The sequence below is a fragment of the Halomicrococcus pelagicus genome, assembly GCF_050954125.1.
Genome location: NZ_JBPBWC010000011.1, coordinates 32,993 through 50,096, shown reverse-complemented (window position 1 = coordinate 50,096; position 17,104 = coordinate 32,993). Strand labels below are relative to the sequence as shown.

At 53.9% G+C, this 17,104-nt stretch carries 16 protein-coding genes and 1 pseudogene; 12 read left to right on the top strand and 5 right to left on the bottom strand.

What is annotated here, in order from left to right:
* Positions 1-106: 106 nt before the first annotated feature.
* Together ACRYA2_RS17705 and ACRYA2_RS17700 are read left to right on the top strand one after the other, a co-directional pair.
* Positions 107-556, top strand: coding sequence for a right-handed parallel beta-helix repeat-containing protein (locus ACRYA2_RS17705; RefSeq protein ID WP_433631289.1), 450 nt, complete (start codon positions 107-109; stop codon positions 554-556).
* A 620-nt stretch (positions 557-1,176) separates the two neighbouring features.
* On the top strand, positions 1,177-1,977 hold the full coding sequence (locus tag ACRYA2_RS17700) for a hypothetical protein (protein WP_433631064.1): 801 nt from the start codon (positions 1,177-1,179) through the stop codon (positions 1,975-1,977).
* Between the two features lie 95 nt (positions 1,978-2,072).
* Here ACRYA2_RS17700 and ACRYA2_RS17695 read toward each other — a convergent pair whose 3' ends face one another.
* The gene (locus tag ACRYA2_RS17695) at positions 2,073-2,498 is read right to left on the bottom strand and encodes a hypothetical protein (RefSeq protein WP_433631061.1); all 426 of its coding nucleotides are present in this window, start codon (positions 2,496-2,498) and stop codon (positions 2,073-2,075) included.
* Between the two features lie 141 nt (positions 2,499-2,639).
* Here ACRYA2_RS17695 and ACRYA2_RS17690 point away from each other — a divergent pair, with 141 nt between their 5' ends.
* Positions 2,640-4,304, top strand: a complete 1,665-nt coding sequence (locus tag ACRYA2_RS17690) for a transposase (RefSeq protein ID WP_433631058.1) — start codon at positions 2,640-2,642, stop codon at positions 4,302-4,304.
* 445 nt (positions 4,305-4,749) lie between these two features.
* On the opposite strand, the gene ACRYA2_RS17685 is transcribed toward ACRYA2_RS17690, so the two are convergent.
* Both ACRYA2_RS17685 and ACRYA2_RS17680 read right to left on the bottom strand, forming a co-directional pair.
* Positions 4,750-5,925, bottom strand: coding sequence for a M24 family metallopeptidase (locus tag ACRYA2_RS17685; protein ID WP_433631056.1), 1,176 nt, complete (start codon positions 5,923-5,925; stop codon positions 4,750-4,752).
* A gap of 82 nt (positions 5,926-6,007) precedes the next feature.
* Entirely contained in the window at positions 6,008-6,595 is a 588-nt protein-coding gene (locus ACRYA2_RS17680; RefSeq protein ID WP_433631054.1) for an NUDIX hydrolase N-terminal domain-containing protein, read from the bottom strand.
* 127 nt (positions 6,596-6,722) lie between these two features.
* Between ACRYA2_RS17680 and ACRYA2_RS17675 the strand changes: the two genes are divergently transcribed.
* Both ACRYA2_RS17675 and ACRYA2_RS17670 read left to right on the top strand, forming a co-directional pair.
* Positions 6,723-7,580, top strand: coding sequence for a ParA family protein (locus tag ACRYA2_RS17675; RefSeq protein ID WP_433631051.1), 858 nt, complete (start codon positions 6,723-6,725; stop codon positions 7,578-7,580).
* Entirely contained in the window at positions 7,573-7,977 is a 405-nt protein-coding gene (locus tag ACRYA2_RS17670; RefSeq protein WP_433631049.1) for a DUF8115 family protein, read from the top strand. Before ACRYA2_RS17675 ends, ACRYA2_RS17670 begins: the two co-directional genes overlap by 8 nt.
* Positions 7,978-8,112: 135 nt before the next feature.
* Here ACRYA2_RS17670 and ACRYA2_RS17665 read toward each other — a convergent pair whose 3' ends face one another.
* Entirely contained in the window at positions 8,113-8,403 is a 291-nt protein-coding gene (locus ACRYA2_RS17665; protein WP_433631046.1) for a PadR family transcriptional regulator, read from the bottom strand.
* 406 nt (positions 8,404-8,809) lie between these two features.
* Here ACRYA2_RS17665 and ACRYA2_RS17660 point away from each other — a divergent pair, with 406 nt between their 5' ends.
* The 5 genes and pseudogenes from ACRYA2_RS17660 (at position 8,810) to ACRYA2_RS17640 (ending at position 14,515) form a co-directional block, all read left to right on the top strand.
* Positions 8,810-10,732: an alkaline phosphatase D family protein gene (locus tag ACRYA2_RS17660; protein WP_433631044.1), complete on the top strand. Its 1,923-nt coding sequence runs from the start codon at positions 8,810-8,812 to the stop codon at positions 10,730-10,732.
* Positions 10,733-10,788: 56 nt separating this feature from the next.
* A pseudogene (locus tag ACRYA2_RS17655) lies at positions 10,789-11,151 on the top strand (tyrosine-type recombinase/integrase); the annotation flags it as partial.
* Between the two features lie 1,066 nt (positions 11,152-12,217).
* Positions 12,218-12,463, top strand: coding sequence for a hypothetical protein (locus tag ACRYA2_RS17650; protein ID WP_433631041.1), 246 nt, complete (start codon positions 12,218-12,220; stop codon positions 12,461-12,463).
* 130 nt (positions 12,464-12,593) lie between these two features.
* Entirely contained in the window at positions 12,594-13,178 is a 585-nt protein-coding gene (locus tag ACRYA2_RS17645) for a metal-dependent hydrolase (protein WP_433631039.1), read from the top strand.
* Complete coding sequence (locus ACRYA2_RS17640; RefSeq protein ID WP_433631036.1) at positions 13,175-14,515, top strand: hypothetical protein; 1,341 nt, start codon at positions 13,175-13,177, stop codon at positions 14,513-14,515. The genes ACRYA2_RS17645 and ACRYA2_RS17640 overlap by 4 nt, the downstream gene beginning before the upstream one ends.
* A gap of 307 nt (positions 14,516-14,822) precedes the next feature.
* Here ACRYA2_RS17640 and ACRYA2_RS17635 read toward each other — a convergent pair whose 3' ends face one another.
* Positions 14,823-15,041: a hypothetical protein gene (locus ACRYA2_RS17635; protein ID WP_433631033.1), complete on the bottom strand. Its 219-nt coding sequence runs from the start codon at positions 15,039-15,041 to the stop codon at positions 14,823-14,825.
* A gap of 148 nt (positions 15,042-15,189) precedes the next feature.
* On the opposite strand from ACRYA2_RS17635, the gene ACRYA2_RS17630 reads away from it, so the two are divergent.
* Both ACRYA2_RS17630 and ACRYA2_RS17625 read left to right on the top strand, forming a co-directional pair.
* Positions 15,190-15,606 (top strand): hypothetical protein, encoded by a 417-nt coding sequence (locus ACRYA2_RS17630; protein WP_433631031.1) that lies wholly within the window; start codon positions 15,190-15,192, stop codon positions 15,604-15,606.
* An 11-nt stretch (positions 15,607-15,617) separates the two neighbouring features.
* Positions 15,618-17,057 carry a TrbL/VirB6 family protein gene (locus ACRYA2_RS17625; protein ID WP_433631028.1) on the top strand — a complete coding sequence of 480 codons (1,440 nt, stop codon included), beginning with the start codon at positions 15,618-15,620 and terminating at the stop codon, positions 17,055-17,057.
* The last annotated feature ends 47 nt before the right edge of the window (positions 17,058-17,104 follow it).

The window sequence follows — 17,104 nt, the reverse complement described above, 5'->3', positions numbered from 1 at the left end:
TCGACTGCTGGAGAGCCACGGTAGCCGTCGAACGATGGGGACCCGTTGAGTTCGTACGTCATCTCTACCGCTCCGGCCGTCGAGATCGGGGCGAGTCAGTGCTCATATCCCGGAGTACCTGTCTGTTCAGGACGTTACAAACGTGACGATCACGACTCTTACCGTCCGGGAAACCGACGCCAACATTCGTTTCAGTGGTGTGAACAACTCACTGTTGGAGAGCATTACGAGTGGAGAGACCGGAGGTAGCGGAGATGGAGTGATTGTGGTTCAGTCACAGAACATCACGATTCATGACAGCGAGCTCTATGGGCGCACTGTAGATGGAGCTGCAGTGAGGCTAGATCCTTCCGAGCACGTTGCGGTGATTGACAACTCGTTCATGGAGGGATGGTCCGACATCGAAATTTCAGCCACGAATAATTCTACTGTGAACCGGAACTCGTTCCCCGATAACGTAGATTCTTGGCGGAGGGACTCTGGGTTCGGAGCGGGTCACAGAACATCATCTCCAACAATGCGTTCGGGTATTGTGACTTCGGTGGATCAGAGTTAGCGGAACGAACAACACGGTGACCGGGAACACAGTCTCCAGCGATTATGGGATCCACGTCTCAGGATTGAATCACGTGATCTTGAACAACAGCGCCAAAAGCAAGTATCTCGGAAAAGCTCCGGGGGAGACGGATAACTAGCAGATTCAAGACTACTTGTAGAGTGTTGGAGGGATAGTTACTCCTCTGGGTTACGCACTAGACGACCGTAACTGTCCCAGTTGTCTGGAGCCGGACTCCGTGTTTCGCACCTACTTTTCGCCTGTTCCAGTCCATTTCTTGTTGTCCCTGGGTACAGAGTCTACAGGCCCACGGCGGAACCTGGAGAATAAGCCTACGATACTCTGTGTCCCAATCACGCTGTTCCCAGAGATCTGTAATAAAGTGTTCAAACTGAGTAGAATCAAGAGATCGCAAGCGCTCGTGGTGCCGTGGAACAGATTCAGTGTAAAAATCCAAACTGCCAAGGTCTGGGTTCGTGCCCGCCACAGAAGTTGAGACAGCTGTTCTCAATGCATAGCGGTTAGCTACATCCCTGCTGGAGAATACTTCGGTTCCAAGGTGCAAACTCAACTGGCTAGTATGAGGAAATATTAAGTTCATTTGTCCAGTGTTAGTAGCTATGAGTACTTCGGCCCTCCCACGAACGCTCGTTCTCGGCGATCATCCTCGGACGAGCGTGCGAGCGCTGATTGCAGGACTCGTCATCGCGGGGTTGGCGGTCGTCCTACGATTTGTCTCGCCAACTATATTGCTCGGTCCCGAACTCTCGCTCCTCGCAGCGGGTATCGGATTCAGCCTTGCGATTGCTGTTGGCCGCTATGAGGGTGGTGTGCTTATTGGGATTCTCGCGGCTGCCCTCCCCGTATTTGCCCTCAACGCTGCATCGACTGCTCTCTTCGAACCCGTCTCTCTGGAACTAGCTATTCGCGCCGTACGTAGTTCTGCATGGTATACTCTCGGAGTAGCGGTGCTGGTTGTCGGACCACTCGGATACGCTCTCGGCGGGAGCTCACCGTCTGCTGGCGGATCTATGCGTTCACACCTTCGCGTTGATCGGAATCAATACGGGCCTTTGCTTATCTGGAGTTCTATAGCACTAGGAATTGTTGTCCTTTGGACGGTACTCCCGGAGTCTCCGATCTCGCCGGTTGCTTTCTCACCGGTGCCCGTCGCTACTGGACTTGTGGTAGCTGCAATACTCGGTTATCGCGCCCGAGGAGTTCCTGCGGCGGCCATCGCTGGTGGTATCGGTGTTAGTGTAGGTCTCCGGTTATTTACGCAGGGATTCAGCACGCTTGAGATGGGAATGGAAGCTAGTCCATCGCTTATGGCCGTTGGCACACTCATGTTCATTGGGTTCATCGGCGGGATTCCACTCGGCTTGATTGGGTATTGTATCGGACGAATGCTCACTAATTGAGGGGGGACCTGCTCTTGTTCTCTCACATTCGACGTTGTCAGCCGGGAATTCGGTAGCCTAAACGACTGACACTGCTCGATAGGACGCCAAGCTCCTTACAAGACAGTACGAACTCTTCGGAGAAATAGACCAAAAAAGTGTGCTCCAGTCCCTATCACAAGGAGTGCTCCGGCGAAGGCGAGGAATATGAGCGATGTCGGAGAGTCGGTACTGGGAGGCAAGAAGAGGTGATAGCCGAGTAAATACACGAAGAGCCCCCCAACTGGTCCCATCGAGATGAGAATTGTCGTTTTGATGTCGTGGCCATCTAAGGATGCGTAGAAGGAACCTACGCCGACGACAAAAAGGACACCACCCATGATAATGGCAGGAAGTTCTCCGAGTGACTGACCAGCGGTTTCATACAAATATCGGTCAGTTCCGAACGTGAGCAGTGTGATCACTCCCAAAATTGCAGAAAGGACACGATAGCCAATTCGAGGGGGTTTCCCTGTCTTAGAGGAGTTATTCAGGGTGTTCATCTCTCGAAGATGACACGCCGATGAGCATATGTTTTGGGGTTCTTTGGACTGAATGCTCAAAAGTGAGTATTTGGGAATGACTCAATGAGAATGAATTTTCAATAAAAGGGCTAAGTAATCGGCATACTCGATTGGGAATTGGTGCCATCAACATCTGTCTCTCGGCGTGCTGTTTTCCAAACTCTTGCGTCGAAATCATACTACAACTGGCCTGTTTATGATGCAACTCAGCTGTATAACTGCAGTTCACTCGATGCACTTGAAGAAGATATTCGGACTGTTGCAACGGTGTGGTTCGCCCATGAAGATCACGACTTGGTCGATGATTTCATTGCTGAAGTTCCGCTGAGGTATGTCGATTTCGATACACACGATCGCTATCGTGGCTCAACTATGTACAAAATGGACACGTTGGTGCGTGCATTTCTCCTAAAGGAGGTGTACGGATGGGAGCATGAGACGGCACTTATCGAGTATCTAGAGCAGAACCCATCGATTCGGCAGCGGATCGGTTTTGAGACGATACTGGACCAGTCGACACTCTGGCGAACATGGCATCAACGGCTTCCGACCGATTTGCAGGAGACAATCATTGAGGGCGCTCGAATCATCCTTAGACAGGCAGATCGGAGAGGTGTCGAAATCCCACGACAACTACCACATTCCTCCCGTCATCACAACGGAAGTGGCGAGGACGACCTTAACGATCAAACGCTTCTTGCTCGTGCTGACGAATTTACTGATCAGGTTGGACGACTCGTCTATCCTGCGTTTTCGCTCGACCGTAATGCACACTGTGAAATTCACGCAAATGCATTCTGGGACTTACAGACCTATCTCGGGCTGCGCGAGAATTTAGCAGCCAATGAAGGCGCACGGAGTTTCACACTCGAATCACGACGAGACCGGACACCGCTCGGACATACTCACCGAACGCACCTTCGTGACCTCTCTATCGACGAAATTCGTGAAATGTATCGTGAGGCAATTGGCCGATCACTTGACCGGCTTGCCGAGACAGATGCGTTCCATCGGGCGGGCATCGTCGCGATCGATACGACCGAGGACGATCCGTTCACCGGCGACCGTACTGACCATGAAGCCGAGATTATCGGGACGAAAGACGGTGAGTACGCCTACCAGTGGGCGACAATCCAGCTCGTCGGCAATGCAGTACCCATCGTCTTGGACGCTCGGCCAGTTCGGAAGGGTGATTCTCGGTTAGAGATTGTCCGAGACCTCTTAGATTCCGCCCAAGAGCAGGTCCTCGTCGATAATGTCCTGATGGACCGGGAGTTCGATAGCCAGCATATCTTGGAGGAGATTGACCAGCGGGGACTCCGATATGTCGTACCGAAACGGATGCAGACGAGTGAACAAGCTCAAGCAAAGCGGTTACTCCGGTGGGACAAGGATCGGTACGTGACAGACCGGAATCTTCTGTTGAACAACGGTGACCGGCACGAAACAACGCTGGTGTACCGACGTCGGGACAACTCCGAGCGCACTGATTATCGCCAGTATTCCGTGTTCATGACTAATGGCGAACCCTGTCTGTTGCGAGAGTATGCATATCGTTGGGAGATTGAGAGTGGCTACAAGAGCGTCAAACGGTTCATGGGCGCAACGACGTCGAAGAATTTTGTGCTGCGATTCTTCTACTTCGTGTTTGCCTGCTTGTTGTACTCGATTTGGCGTGCTATTGATCTGCTGGTGCAGATCGAAGTGACCGGGGAGTACGAGCAATCACCGATTGTGACGGCAAACACAGTGCTCACGCTACTGAAACGGACTGGAATTGGCTAGAAACCCTGTTTCAAGGTGATGAACGCTGGATGAGCAGCGGCAGCTCTGGTTTGAATCGTCGTTAATTCGCCCAATGATTAGATAATTGATCGAAGTCGGCTTTTGTGGTTCAGTTTGAGACGCTTGCAAAGGGGAGATTGCCTCAAATAGTGCATTCTGGGCTCTCTATACTGGGTGTAGTCTCATCTTCACGTCGCTCATATTTGATATCGCAGTATACAATTTATGAGAATTTAGAACACTGTTTTACCGTGTTGTAGGCGCTCTAGTGCCCTATTTCATTGGAAGTGGTGGTGTGCGATGTACTGCCGATTAATTCAATAAACGGAAGTGGAACTACCCCGGGACCCGCATCTCGATCTGTGCGGAGTTTGTTGTAGGTCTCTCGCGTTTTGCTCTCAAACTAGCCAGAATAGAACGTTGACGATTCAGCTCTCGATGAATCCTATACGAGACGGAGGTCCTGAGGATAGTCGGTGAGATTCTCGCAGCCCAACTCAGTCACCAGAATGAGATCTTCGAGGCGGACACCACCGGCTCCCTGCTCGTAGAGGCCAGGTTCGACTGTGACGACGTGACCAGGCTGTAGCTCCCCGCTACCCCAACTGAGTTTGGGTAGTTCGTGGACATCGAGCCCGACCCCATGCCCAGTTGTACTTATGAAACCATCTTCGGCAGACTCGTCGGTCCGCAGCGTTGGATATCCTTCGCGCTCGAAGACGTCACAGACTGCTTCATGAACTTCCTCGCCAGTCACGCCGGGCTGGATCATCTCCAGTGCCGTCTCAAATGCCTCACGCGTGAGGTCATACCAGTCCTGAATCTTGGAGTCCGGGCTGCCTTTCACAAACGTCCGGGTCATATCCGCGAAGTACCGTGTTTCCTTGCTGCATGGGAAGATATCCACGATGATCGGGTCGCCAGTTTCGATCGGACCAGATCCGACCGCATGGGACTTGGCACCCTCCGGGCCGGATGCCACAAAGCACTCATCCAAGCTATAGCCGTCTTCAAGCAGCGTCATCTCGATGTCCCGGCGGACTCTTTCGCTCGTCAACACCTCTCCATCGAGATACAGGATACCATCATCGACTGTGGCGCTTTCGAGCATCGTCTCTGCAACCGCCATTGCATTCTCATTGGCTCGCTGTGTTTCTCTGATACAGTCGATCTCTTCGTCGGTTTTTACTGCCCGAACTTGAGCAATGATGTTGTCGTAATCTGTGGCTATCTCGATGCCGTGGTCCCGCAGGATATCTGCGGTCCCGTTCGGGAATGACATCGGTACTGATACGGCGTCGATGCCATGATCGGCAAGGAACGCTGCCGCTGCGAGCGGACCGGCTTTCTGTGGTCCGTGCTCGATGACCTTATCTCCGTAGTCGTACTCTGAGAACCGCTGGACAGTAGCGGCATTGCTATCAGTACTCGCTCGCGGGTAGGCGAGATCGGGAACGAGCAGCTGAATTTCTCCGTCAGTGTATAGCGTCAGGAAATCTCCCATCGCGTGGAACCCCGAGAGATACAGCTGATTGCTATCCTCACCATCGGCGTCGATCAGATACCCGTCAGTTCCTGCCTCTTTAAGAAATGTCGTGAGTTGAGGATATACTGAAGTCATGTTATGACAGTGAATGAAACCGGTAATAATAGTACTTTTTCTGCTCTTGGCTCGATCTAACTAGATCTCTTTTCTCTCACTGTTAGTTTTGTTTCCACTCGGTGTAGGCATCGCGTGCCTGCTGTTCGTGGTTTTTGTGCCAGTCGGGAACAGTATTGAGTGACCAGTACTGTACGTCCTCCCCTTCGCGAGAGACTTCGACCGTTCCGCGTTTGATTGTACAGCGATACAGATGAATTACCAGACAATGAGGACCGAACTCTCCCGGCTTCCGCGTATAGACTCCGACCAAATCGCCTGCTGTAACGGTGAGTCCAGTTTCCTCCTTCGTTTCGCGGACGGCGGTCTCGTGCGGGGCTTCGTTGGGCTCGGCATATCCACCTGGGAGACACCAGGTTCCATCGTCAGCTCGCTTTTGGAGCAGGATTTGGCCAGATTCGTTGAATACCGCTGCATCAGCACTGATCTTCGGCGTCACTCGCCCGACTTCTGTCGCGAATCGTGAGCGGACTTCCGCCGGTGGTAACTCTACCGATTGCCCATAGAGTTCACTTACACGTGTCAATATCCGCTCGTAGCGTTCCTCATCATATGGGTCGTCCGCGTACTCTAATCCGACTTGTGCGAGGATGCGCAGTTCATCTAAAAACGAATAGAAATTGGATTGCATACCCTCGCTACAACAGGCAGTGTGCAAAAAGATCGGTGAAGACTCCGTAGAATATCCTTCTGAAATTGCTCGGAGCAGTTGTCTGACATAGATTTATGTATCTTGTATATGTATACAGAAGATGTATATGGTAACTGTCCCAGCGAATCAGATACTGCGGGCGGCGACCTACGTCGAGAAAGGCGGTGTCGGAAAGACGACGACTGCCGCACACGTTGCCGTCGCCGCCAGCCACGAGCACGACCTCGACGTGCTCCTCATCGACTTGGCCGGCAAACAGAACGACCTCTCAACGCACTTCGGAGTCCAAGACGAGATCGACGACCTGGACGCACCCATCTCCGCCGTGTTCGGCGACGACTGGGAGTTCATCCGCGACAACATCTCGGACGTCGTCGATCGAATGGTGTTCGACACAGGCGAAGACGTCGACCTGATTCCCGCCGACCCTGGGCTCGGCGGTGCCGACAACAACCTCGCGAACATCCCCGTCGAGGACCGCTTCGACAAACTCGACGCATTCATCACCAACGACCTTGCTGACCGCTACGACTTCGTGCTGCTCGACCTGCCGGGCAAGGAGGACAACATTGCACTGAACGGCCTGTTTGCCGCTGAGAACATCATCGCTCCGTTGAAGCCGGGGGCGTTCGAGCGCACGCAACTGGAGAACCTGCGACGGGATCTCAAGGAGATCGGCGAAGAGCATCCGGTCGATCCCGAGTTGGTGATGGTTGCACCGACGATGGTGGATCGGACGACGAATCTCTCGCAGTCGTTCGTCGACGATCTTGAAGACACGTATCCAGAGCAAGCGGCCGCGACCGCAGTGTCGAAGTCCCAAGATGTGAGTAAGAAACAGCAGGAAGGCCAGACACTGTTTGCAGTGCCGGACGATGAACTCTACAATACGGGCGAGCGCGTGCGTGAAGCGTACCGAGCAAACACGACTGAACTTCTGGAGCGACTAGCTAACAATGAATGACGACGAACAAGCAGCAGAGGAATTGTTACAGCAGAGTGGCGAACAGAAGCGGCATAACTCAGAACCATCGACTGAGGAGACAACTGACGCCCGGTCGTTACAGGATGCGATCGTGGACGCATACGAAGCGATCGACGATGGGGATTCGTCGTCGAACATTACAGTCCGCGACGAGAATCTTGCGGCGCTAGTCCGTGGCCTCGAGGACGTGGATGAACTATCGGATGTCGCGGAAGCGGCACGCGATGAGTTGGATCGAGACGAGGGGCGTGTCAGTCGGAGTCAGACGCTTGGAGATCTAGCACGTGTTGGTCTAGACGTGGTTGCGCCGGAGGTTATCGAGGACGGGAAAGCAGCGAGAAAGGAGTTCGTGCTCTCCCAGGAAGACGAATTCTGAATTTGTATACTGAATCTGTATACGGTATATGAATATTCTAAGCAGTCCAGCGACGAACGATAACGGTAGCTGTGGCTTGGTTCTGGAGACCGCGTAATCGCTAATCGAAGCCAGAAAGGCGACGTAGCCGGATCGTCAGGCTGTCGGGGCGTCTGCTTCGAGATATTGTTGTTCCCAGTCGTTGCGTGCAGTGATCTCTCGCTGGCCACGCTGGGTGAGCGTATAGTAATTCGTCCGGCGGTCTACTTGCCCCTTTTCGATCAGTCCTTTCTCAACGAGTGTATCCAGGTTGGGGTACAGCCGTCCGTGGTGGACCTCTTTTTCGTAGTACTCTTCGAGGTCGTCTTTGATGGCGAGGCCGTGGGGTTCGTCTAAGCCGTTGACGACGTACAGTAGGTCACGTTGAAAGCCGGTGAGATCGTGCATTGGTACTCGACTAGAGAGTGTCACTCGTCTATTAAACTCCTTTTGGTATATTGAAATTAACACGAACTGACAAGTTGTGGGTGTGTGGTCTTCGATGGACTGAATTTCGTGTCTGCGCGTCACTGAGGTTCTAGACGTGACGCCTTCGGATATCTCTCGGACGGACGGCGGTCGCTACTATGAGTTCAAGGTCACGAACAGCAGGGACACGATCGGGATCAATCCGATCAGTAGTTGAGCAAAATCCTGAGTTGAACATCAAATAGCAGTTCGTTTTAGGTAGCATCATACCTTATTTCTGCGAGCATCCTTCTGATATCCGGGCGTATATTCACCCCTTGCATGGTAATTTTAATATATATCTAACATATATAAAATTATAATGCCTGTGTTCGGTCAATGAGGTGTGGATAACGACTTAGACCACCGATTCGACAAGAGCCGACGAGAATTCCTTCAAAAAGCAGTCACCACCACAACGATCGCCGGCATCGGCGCGTCCGGGGTAGGAGTCGCTGCTGACAAGGAAAACAACGGACAGGCCCCGATAAAAGGTGATCCGTTCACCCTTGGTGTGGCTTCTGGTGATCCCCTACCCGATTCCGTCGTTCTCTGGACTCGCCTCGCACCCGAACCACTCTCCGAAGACGGTGGGATGCCGGACCGTCAGGTACCGGTACAGTGGAACATAGCGACTGACAAGGACATGACCAAGACCGTTGGAAAAGGTAACGTAAAGGCGCATCCTGAATACGCCCACTCCGTCCATATCGACGTAAAAGGGTTGGATGCCGATACAGAATACTACTATCAGTTCAAAGTTGGCCCTAATCGAAGCCCGGTTGGAAGAACAAAAACAGCCCCTGGAGAGGGAGCTGACGTAGACGAGCTTAAGTTCGCCTTCACCTCGTGTCAGAACTACCCCTATGGTCACTATACCGCTTATGACCACCTCGCCGATGAAGACCTCGACCTGGCCATCCAGTTGGGCGACTACCTCTACGAAGGTGATGCACAGGGCTCGCTTGATCGCGGCCACGAACCCCCACGCGAAATTGAGAGTTTGAGTGACTATCGAATACGCGAAGCCCAATACAAGACGGATTCGAACCTACAGGACGCCCACGCTGCATTCCCGTGGCTCGTAACGTGGGACGACCACGAAGTCGAAAACAACTATGCCGACGCAACCTCTGAAAATAACGATCCCACGGAGGAATTCCTCGAACGCCGGGCGAACGCCTACCAGGCATATTTCGAACACCAGCCACTCCGCCCGTCGCGAATGCCTAACGGCCCGAACTTGCCGCTCTATCGACGGTTCACATTCGGTGATCTGGCCGAGTTCAACGTCCTCGACACTCGGCAGTACCGCGACGATCAAGTCTCCTCTTCAGAGGAAGCTGCCGACCCAGGGCGGACTATTCTCGGCGACGAGCAAGAAGACTGGTTGGTCGACGGTCTGCACAAATCAACATCGCAGTGGAACGTTCTCGCCAATCAGGTTCCCTTCGTTGCGACCGACGAGAATCCGAATCCAGACGTACAGAATTTCGGCGGCGGCGACAAATGGGACGGGTACCGAGCCGACCGAGAGAGACTGCTTGATGTCATGGCCGCCGACTCCGACCTAAATCCAGTCGTGATCACCGGCGATGTCCATCGGAACTATGCTTACAATATCAAGGCTGACTTTTCCGATCCTAACTCAGAGACGGTCGGCACCGAGTACGTCGGCACTTCTATCTCCTCGTTCGGAGATGGATCCGGGTTAACTCAATACGGACCATCACTCGGTGAACCCTGGCAGCGGTTCTTCAATGATAAGCGGGGTTACGTCCGCTGTACGATCACTCCTGAGCAGTGGCAGACTGACTACCGGGTCGTTTCAACTGTTGAGGAGCCTGAGGCCTCAGTAAGTACTATCGCATCGTTCACGACCGACGCCGGAGATCCTGGTGCGGACTTGGCCTCCGAACGACCCGCCGAATCCCAGCAGTCGGCTGTCGAGATCACTGAGATCAGACCAGATCAGAATGGAGATCTCAATAACGAGTTCGCCACAGTTCGAAATACTGGCGACACCCCGATTGACTTCTCGGGGTACATTATTAGCTTCGAAGCAGGGAGTCAGAATTACACGTTCGGTGACTTCATCCTCGGGGCAGGTGAGACGGTCACAGTCCGGAATGGGACCGGCGAGGACACTGAGTCAACGCTCTATGCTGACTTCGGCGGCCCGGTTCTGAACAACAGCAATCCTGACACAGTGCTCGTCGCCAATGACGAGGGGGTTGTCCTTGCCGAAGGGTCGTACTTGCCCGTCTAACCCCGATCTCACTCGGTGATTGCACGCTCACACCTACTTTTTCGAGAAGCGACAAGGGCGGCAAGCAGCGCGAAACGTGGCTGCCGGTCGAAGTCGAAGCGACGATCAATCGCTACGTCCAGCAGGCCGATCTTCGGGACGATGACCCCCTGGTTGGACGGTCGAAACGTACCGTCCAGTACCGGGTTGAGCAGGCCGCCGACCAAGCAGCCGAAGAAACAGGCGACAATGACTATCGGCGCGTGTCTACGCATGACTTGCGTCGCTGCTGGGCGAATCACCTCTTGGTTGAGGAGAACGTCTCGCCGCGGATTGTGATGGCGCTCGGTGGATGGTCGAGCTATGATGCGATTGAGCCGTATCTGGCTGCTCCCACCGAGTCGAACATCATTGAGTCGATGAGCGCCGTTGAGCTGTGAGCGGCTAATGAGCTTGAGAATCACTACTCCTGAAAACACAAAACGACAGTGGATACCCCGGTGGTTCCAACTCTATCTATGCGCGATCGCCGCTTCGAAATTATCAAGGGCTCGAAACGCATATTGTTGCTATATCACTAACTTTTGTGTATTCACTTTTGGATTGGCTGGCATTTGTTTACGGCGAGTTTGAGTATAAATTCCGCAACTGGTTCGTGTGACGCCTCTATTCGAGCGGTAAGGAGTTTTGCAGACGGTAATGATTACTAAGATTTGAATGGGCCAGAATCACCAGTAGCTGTAACTGTCCAAGCGAATTCACCGGAATTTGAGATTCGTCCCGATAGAAACGTCCCTTTCTCGCCGTTATTTGGTGCAGGATGGAAGGAAGTGAGTGCTTGGGCATCGTCCAACTTTTGCCCAGAGACTGTGAATCGAATAGCGTACCAATTGGGTGTTGTAAAGACGCTTTCATACGTTTGGGTCTCCCCTGGCTCAATTGTTGTTGCGGCAGTCAGATTGCGCTGAGCGGGACGGACGTTCGGATTTCCACTGACCGTGCCTGGGCCTGTCCCGGATTCTGATCCGACATCCGTAACGTGCATCCTGATGATACGAGGCGTTGAGCTCTCATTGACAAATCGAAGGCTTCCTGCCGGTGGGGCTTCGGATTTGGATTCAGTACATCCTGCTAACCCAGCAAGTGCAACTGATCCAACCGATCCAAGAACAGTGCGGCGTTTCATTGAGGATGTCTTCCCACTTAAATAGCGAAATAAAAAAGTCCATTGCAGCAAGTGCGCCGGTGTTCCCATAGTCTTCGAGGGTGTGGCCGATCTGGGTCGCTCGCCACTGGCCATCGTCAAGCTCTGTGAGCTTGAACGTCGTGTATCCAGTCGGTGAGCGATCGTCAGTGGTTCCATGCTGCGATAGCGAGAGCGATTCCCCAATAGAACTGAATTTTCAACAGAGTCGATTCGACTGATACTGGGAGACAGGGCCGTTAGCATATTATACTAACCTACGAGCCTCCTTACTTATCGGCGCTCAGTTGCTATGCGCTTGTATGAACGAGAACGCGGCTATCATCGCGCGGATTGTCAAACACAACACCGGCGGGAAGAATACGGAGACGATAGCCCGCGAGCAGGTCGGGACGATTGCACACCATCACGGTCGGTTCGACGGCGACCTCAGGACCGCGATCACCGAGACAATCGAGGAAGGCTATCTCGAAGAGCAGGATGGCGAGCTTGTCGCGACCGACGAGGTGAACGAGTTGATTCGGGGGCGGCGACACTCGATGGGATAGAGAAGAGGTGTGAAGAACGTCGGATTATCAGTCAATAATTCTCTTCTCTTATTCCAATCCAATACGACTTATACAAAACTCTTATCCTAGTGGCTGTCCTACGTGAATACAGACGATAGCGAGGTGTAGCATGCATCGACACGGCCATTTTGGACTTGCGTTGCTCGCGCTTGCACCCGTGGTCTACGTGCTCGCGAGCCGCGGCCAGCCCGCGCTCGCTCTCCTGATCGCGGTCGGCGTGATCGTGGTCGAACCACTCCCCGACAACGACCACTGGATACCAGGCCTCTCACACCGAGGCGTCAGCCATTCGCTCTTTACCGCCGGCATCATCGGCGTTGTTTGCGCCGGCTTCGGATGGCTCATCGGTCGCTACGTCACCGTCCCGCTTGCCAAATGGTTGGCAGCAACGACCGCCGAGATCGACGCCACGAGCATTGCCATCGTAATCGACCAGTTGGCAGCGCTCGATCCATCGACGCTCACATTCGCTGGGTTCGCGGTGGGCGTCGGCGGGATCTGCGTGCATTTAGCCGGTGACATCATCACGACGAGCGGCATCAAGCCGCTGTTGCCGTTCTCTCGTCAGCGAGTGTCTCTGTCGGGGCTTCGCGCCGACAGCATGCTCGCGAATAGCGTGCTGTTTCTCGCTGGCACTGTCGCGATGGCCGCCGTCGGCTACGTGCTCTCACCGTTCGCGGGAGGATTCCCATGACGCAGGACAACGACGGCGACCAGCAGGACGGACGGACGCGCCGAGACGTACTCAAACGAGCGGGCGCGGTCGGGACAGCCGTCGCAAGTAGCGGCTGTATCGGTATTCTTGGCGGCAGTGGCGGCGGTGTGCCCACTGACACAGGAAACAATAGCACGCAGGGAAAGGGCGTGAAATTCCCGGCAGCGCTCAGAGCTAAGCAGTACGCCAGCGCGTTCGAGAACGTCGTGAACATGGTCGAGGCCGGCGCTGACCCTGAGGGCAACGAGGACGTTGTGCCCGTTATCGAGCAGGAATTGCAGAGCGATACGTTGCTGTACTTCCCGAAAGGGAGGTACAAGATGAACTCGCAGGTCGCCCGTCGTGGCGAGACGAATCTAGGCCTCATCGGGAATGGCGCGGTGCTTGCCCACGGTGAAGTCAACGATATCAAGGGGTTCACGGTCACAGAGGGCGAGTTCGAGGGGAAGGCCCAGCACTTCAAAATCGGGAGTGGCGATAATCCGCATAACGGGAAGTTCGTGTTTGGTGGGTTCACGATGGATTGGCGCGACGAGAACACGGGGATGCAGATACTGAACCACCACACGACGGGTGTCTCCGAAATCGCGAACGTGCGCCAACTCGGCGTGCATGACCTCGGTTGCCAGGGACCATTTCGGGCGAATCCCGCCACCAAGGACGCGAAGATCCAGGTCCGAAACGTCGACATTCGGTATGGCGGTCTGACCTACCAGAAGACGATCAACGAGCGGACCACAGACAGCGGCGGTGGTGGCTTCGGCCGCAGCTGGGCAACGTCAGGGATTACGATGCATCCCCAGACGAAAGGCTACCTCCGCGTGCAGAACATGTACGTCGGCGGGTGGCCCGACAATGGGATCTATCTCGTCGGCGGTAGCAAGACCCGGTCAGGGACGGTCGAAGTCGTCAATTCCGTTGCAGCGAACTCACACGCGTCGAACATCCGGATTGGTGGGCAGAACTCGAAAATCGTCAACTGCACTGTCGTCACCGACGAGAAATTCAGCAAACACTACTTTGAGCAGCGTCCGATTCGCCTCGACAACGGCAGTTGCAGCATCAAGAACACCCAGATCATTCAGAAGAACCCGACCGGCTGGAGTATCACCGTCCAGCATGCAGTCGAGAAGGCTGTGTTGAACAACGTTCGTATCGCGATCTACAACACGCCGATGACCGCGCTTGTGATCGACCCAGCGGCAGACAGTGTGGTGGTCAAGAACGTCGACATCAAGACGCCGGGATGGCCGGGATCACGGCCGATGCTCATCCAAGGCAGCGGTGATGTGATGCAGAATATCTCGATCTCGTAGTAGAGCCGCTGAAGGAGCGGAAAAGTCGAGTTAGTATTTGACGGGTAGAATCGCTTTAACAGCAAGACGCGCGAAATAGTACGAGACAAGCAGAATTGGAATTACTATCAGCGAACCATCCTGATATCCCCATAGCATCTTGAGTGACTTCCCGATGATAAAAAATGCAATCATGAAAACAAACACGCTGACGACGGCAATTATAAAGATGGCTTTAAGAAGTGCCCAGTGCCGTCGCAGCATATCCTTCGCACCTTCTTCATGGGGATGAGCACGGTCTGGAGTCCGTTGAATGAGTCGCATAGTGTTAATAGTCTGAGTTAGATGTTCTTGGGTCGTGTTTCAACTCATAGAGCGCTGAGGTTTCGTGGACTTTTTCGACATAATCTGCAGCCAGCAAGACCTTCATATTTGTGTATATGTGCTGACCGGAATAGTCGAGTTCGTCGGACATCATCGCTTGCGTTGCGCGACCGTCGTGTAGCAGATCAAGGATTTGCTCGTGGACGTCGTCAAGTTCGACCATGTCTCTGTTCTCCTAGTTTGTTCCTAAAGCATTTTTCCAAAATCCAATTGATATCATAATCTGCCATTTCATTTGTGCTCTTTCTAGTTAGATCAATAACTAATACCCCAAAATATAACTAGTAATGTCTAGTACGTCTAGATGAATTATGACAACTAGCACTAGGTTATCGGGCGGAATAAAGCGGATCGGCAGATACGCAGTTCCTCCACGCCTCATTCAGGCACTCACGCTTCTCTTCCTCACCTCCGTCCCGGCTTTCGCCCAGGACGGCGGCAGTGGCGGGAAAGCTGGTCAACTCATGTGCCAGGCTGGTCTCGGCCAGCTACTCACTATTGGGTTCGGGCTATTGACTATCCTCCTCGTGGTGACCGGTGTCTTCCGCATTGGGAATGGATTCCGGAAGCTAAGTGACCCACGTTCGCAGAAAAAGAGCGAAGGGCGGCAAGGAATCGCAGGCGGAGCACTCGCCTTTGTCGGTGCGCTTGTCGTCGGTGCTGCGCCGGCTCTTCTGCAGGCGATTGGCCTTTCGACGCTCCAGTGCGTGAGCTTCAGCGCCCTCTAGGAGGACTAAGCATGAGAATCGTCCCTCAATTGCCTGCGAGCAAACGCAAATCGCAGGTTTTCGCTGTCGTCCTTGTCGTCTGTCTCGTCGTTCCTACCCTTGCTAGCCCAGTCCTCGCCGGATCGACTCTATCCCAACAGCAAGTGACGACTAACAATTCAACAAATGGGAGCAGCGGGTCTAACGGCGCTGGGCTTGAACCACCGAGCCGGTTCATCGGGAACGGCGAGGCCGATTCGACAGCTAATAATTCGACGAACGGGAGCAACGGGGACCAGAAGAAAAAGAACGGCGGAAATGGGATCGTCGACACTATTGGCGGGATCGGAGGCAGTGTAACGAACCCTACAAAGGCAGTTAAGGGCATATTCAAATCTTTTCTTGGTATCCCTGAGTTTGTGATAGGGCAGATGAATAACCTTATTTTCGGGATTCCTGCCCCTGGTAAGGCACAGCAGCCAGGGACTTGGTCAAATCCTGAGTCGGGAACCTGGAAGGGAGTAATTCAGTTCACTCGCTTCTCAACGGTTCTCGCGACGGTTATTCTTGTCTTCAGTGGCGGGACGTCGTTCTTTGCTAAGGACGAGTATCAGCGGCGTCAGGCATGGAAGCGCTGGGGGCTCGGCGTCTTCGCAATCGTCCTGACGTGGACCATGCTTCCGTTCTTCTTGCACATCGCGAATGCGGCCGCCTCCGGATTGCGGCCAGACGACACAGAGCTATTAGGGGAATTTGCAAATGTCGGAAAGATGAGTGCTGGCCTTGGATTCACCGCGTTCATCGGAATTCTCCAACCAGCAGTTGCAGCAGTGGGCGTGGCCGCTCTTGGTCTTGAACGCTTCTTAATCTATCTCGGTGTCGGCGTCTGGCCGATAGCGTGGGCACTTCGGACGACAAACAACTCGTTCGCGCAGTCAATCGGTCAGACCTTCATCTATATCTTCGGCGTCACCGTCGTCACAAAGCTCTTTCAGGCATTTATTGCGCGATTGCTCTTCATGCTGAACTTCGGCCAATCGTTCCAGAGCACGGTTATGACGACTCTTATGATCGGAGTTGGAATCGCATTCTTGTTAATTTACTTCCCGAAACAGATGCTCGATCACGCCAACGACGCCGCATCTGTTTCACTCGGCGTTGGAGCGGCAGGGTCGAACCAAGTCGGCCAGTATGCCGCGAAAGCCAACGATCGCGTCGGACAGGTGCACGAGAAAGTCGAAGACTATCGTGCTGATGGCGGAGACACGCCCGAGGAAGCGAACACCGACCGCCACGATACTCATTCGGATAGTGGCAGCAGCGGCGGCAGCAGTTCGAGTTCTGATCCGACGAGCGACCTCAATCATCACAGTTCGATAGACGACAGCGCAGTGCCAGACGACATGGAGCGCCAGATCGAGCAGATCGAGCGCACGTCGACGATGCAGCAGCGAATCAACGACGACGATTAGCCGCCTGGAGTGCCGTGCAGTGCTGTCCGGTCGCCCCGCTCGGTTGT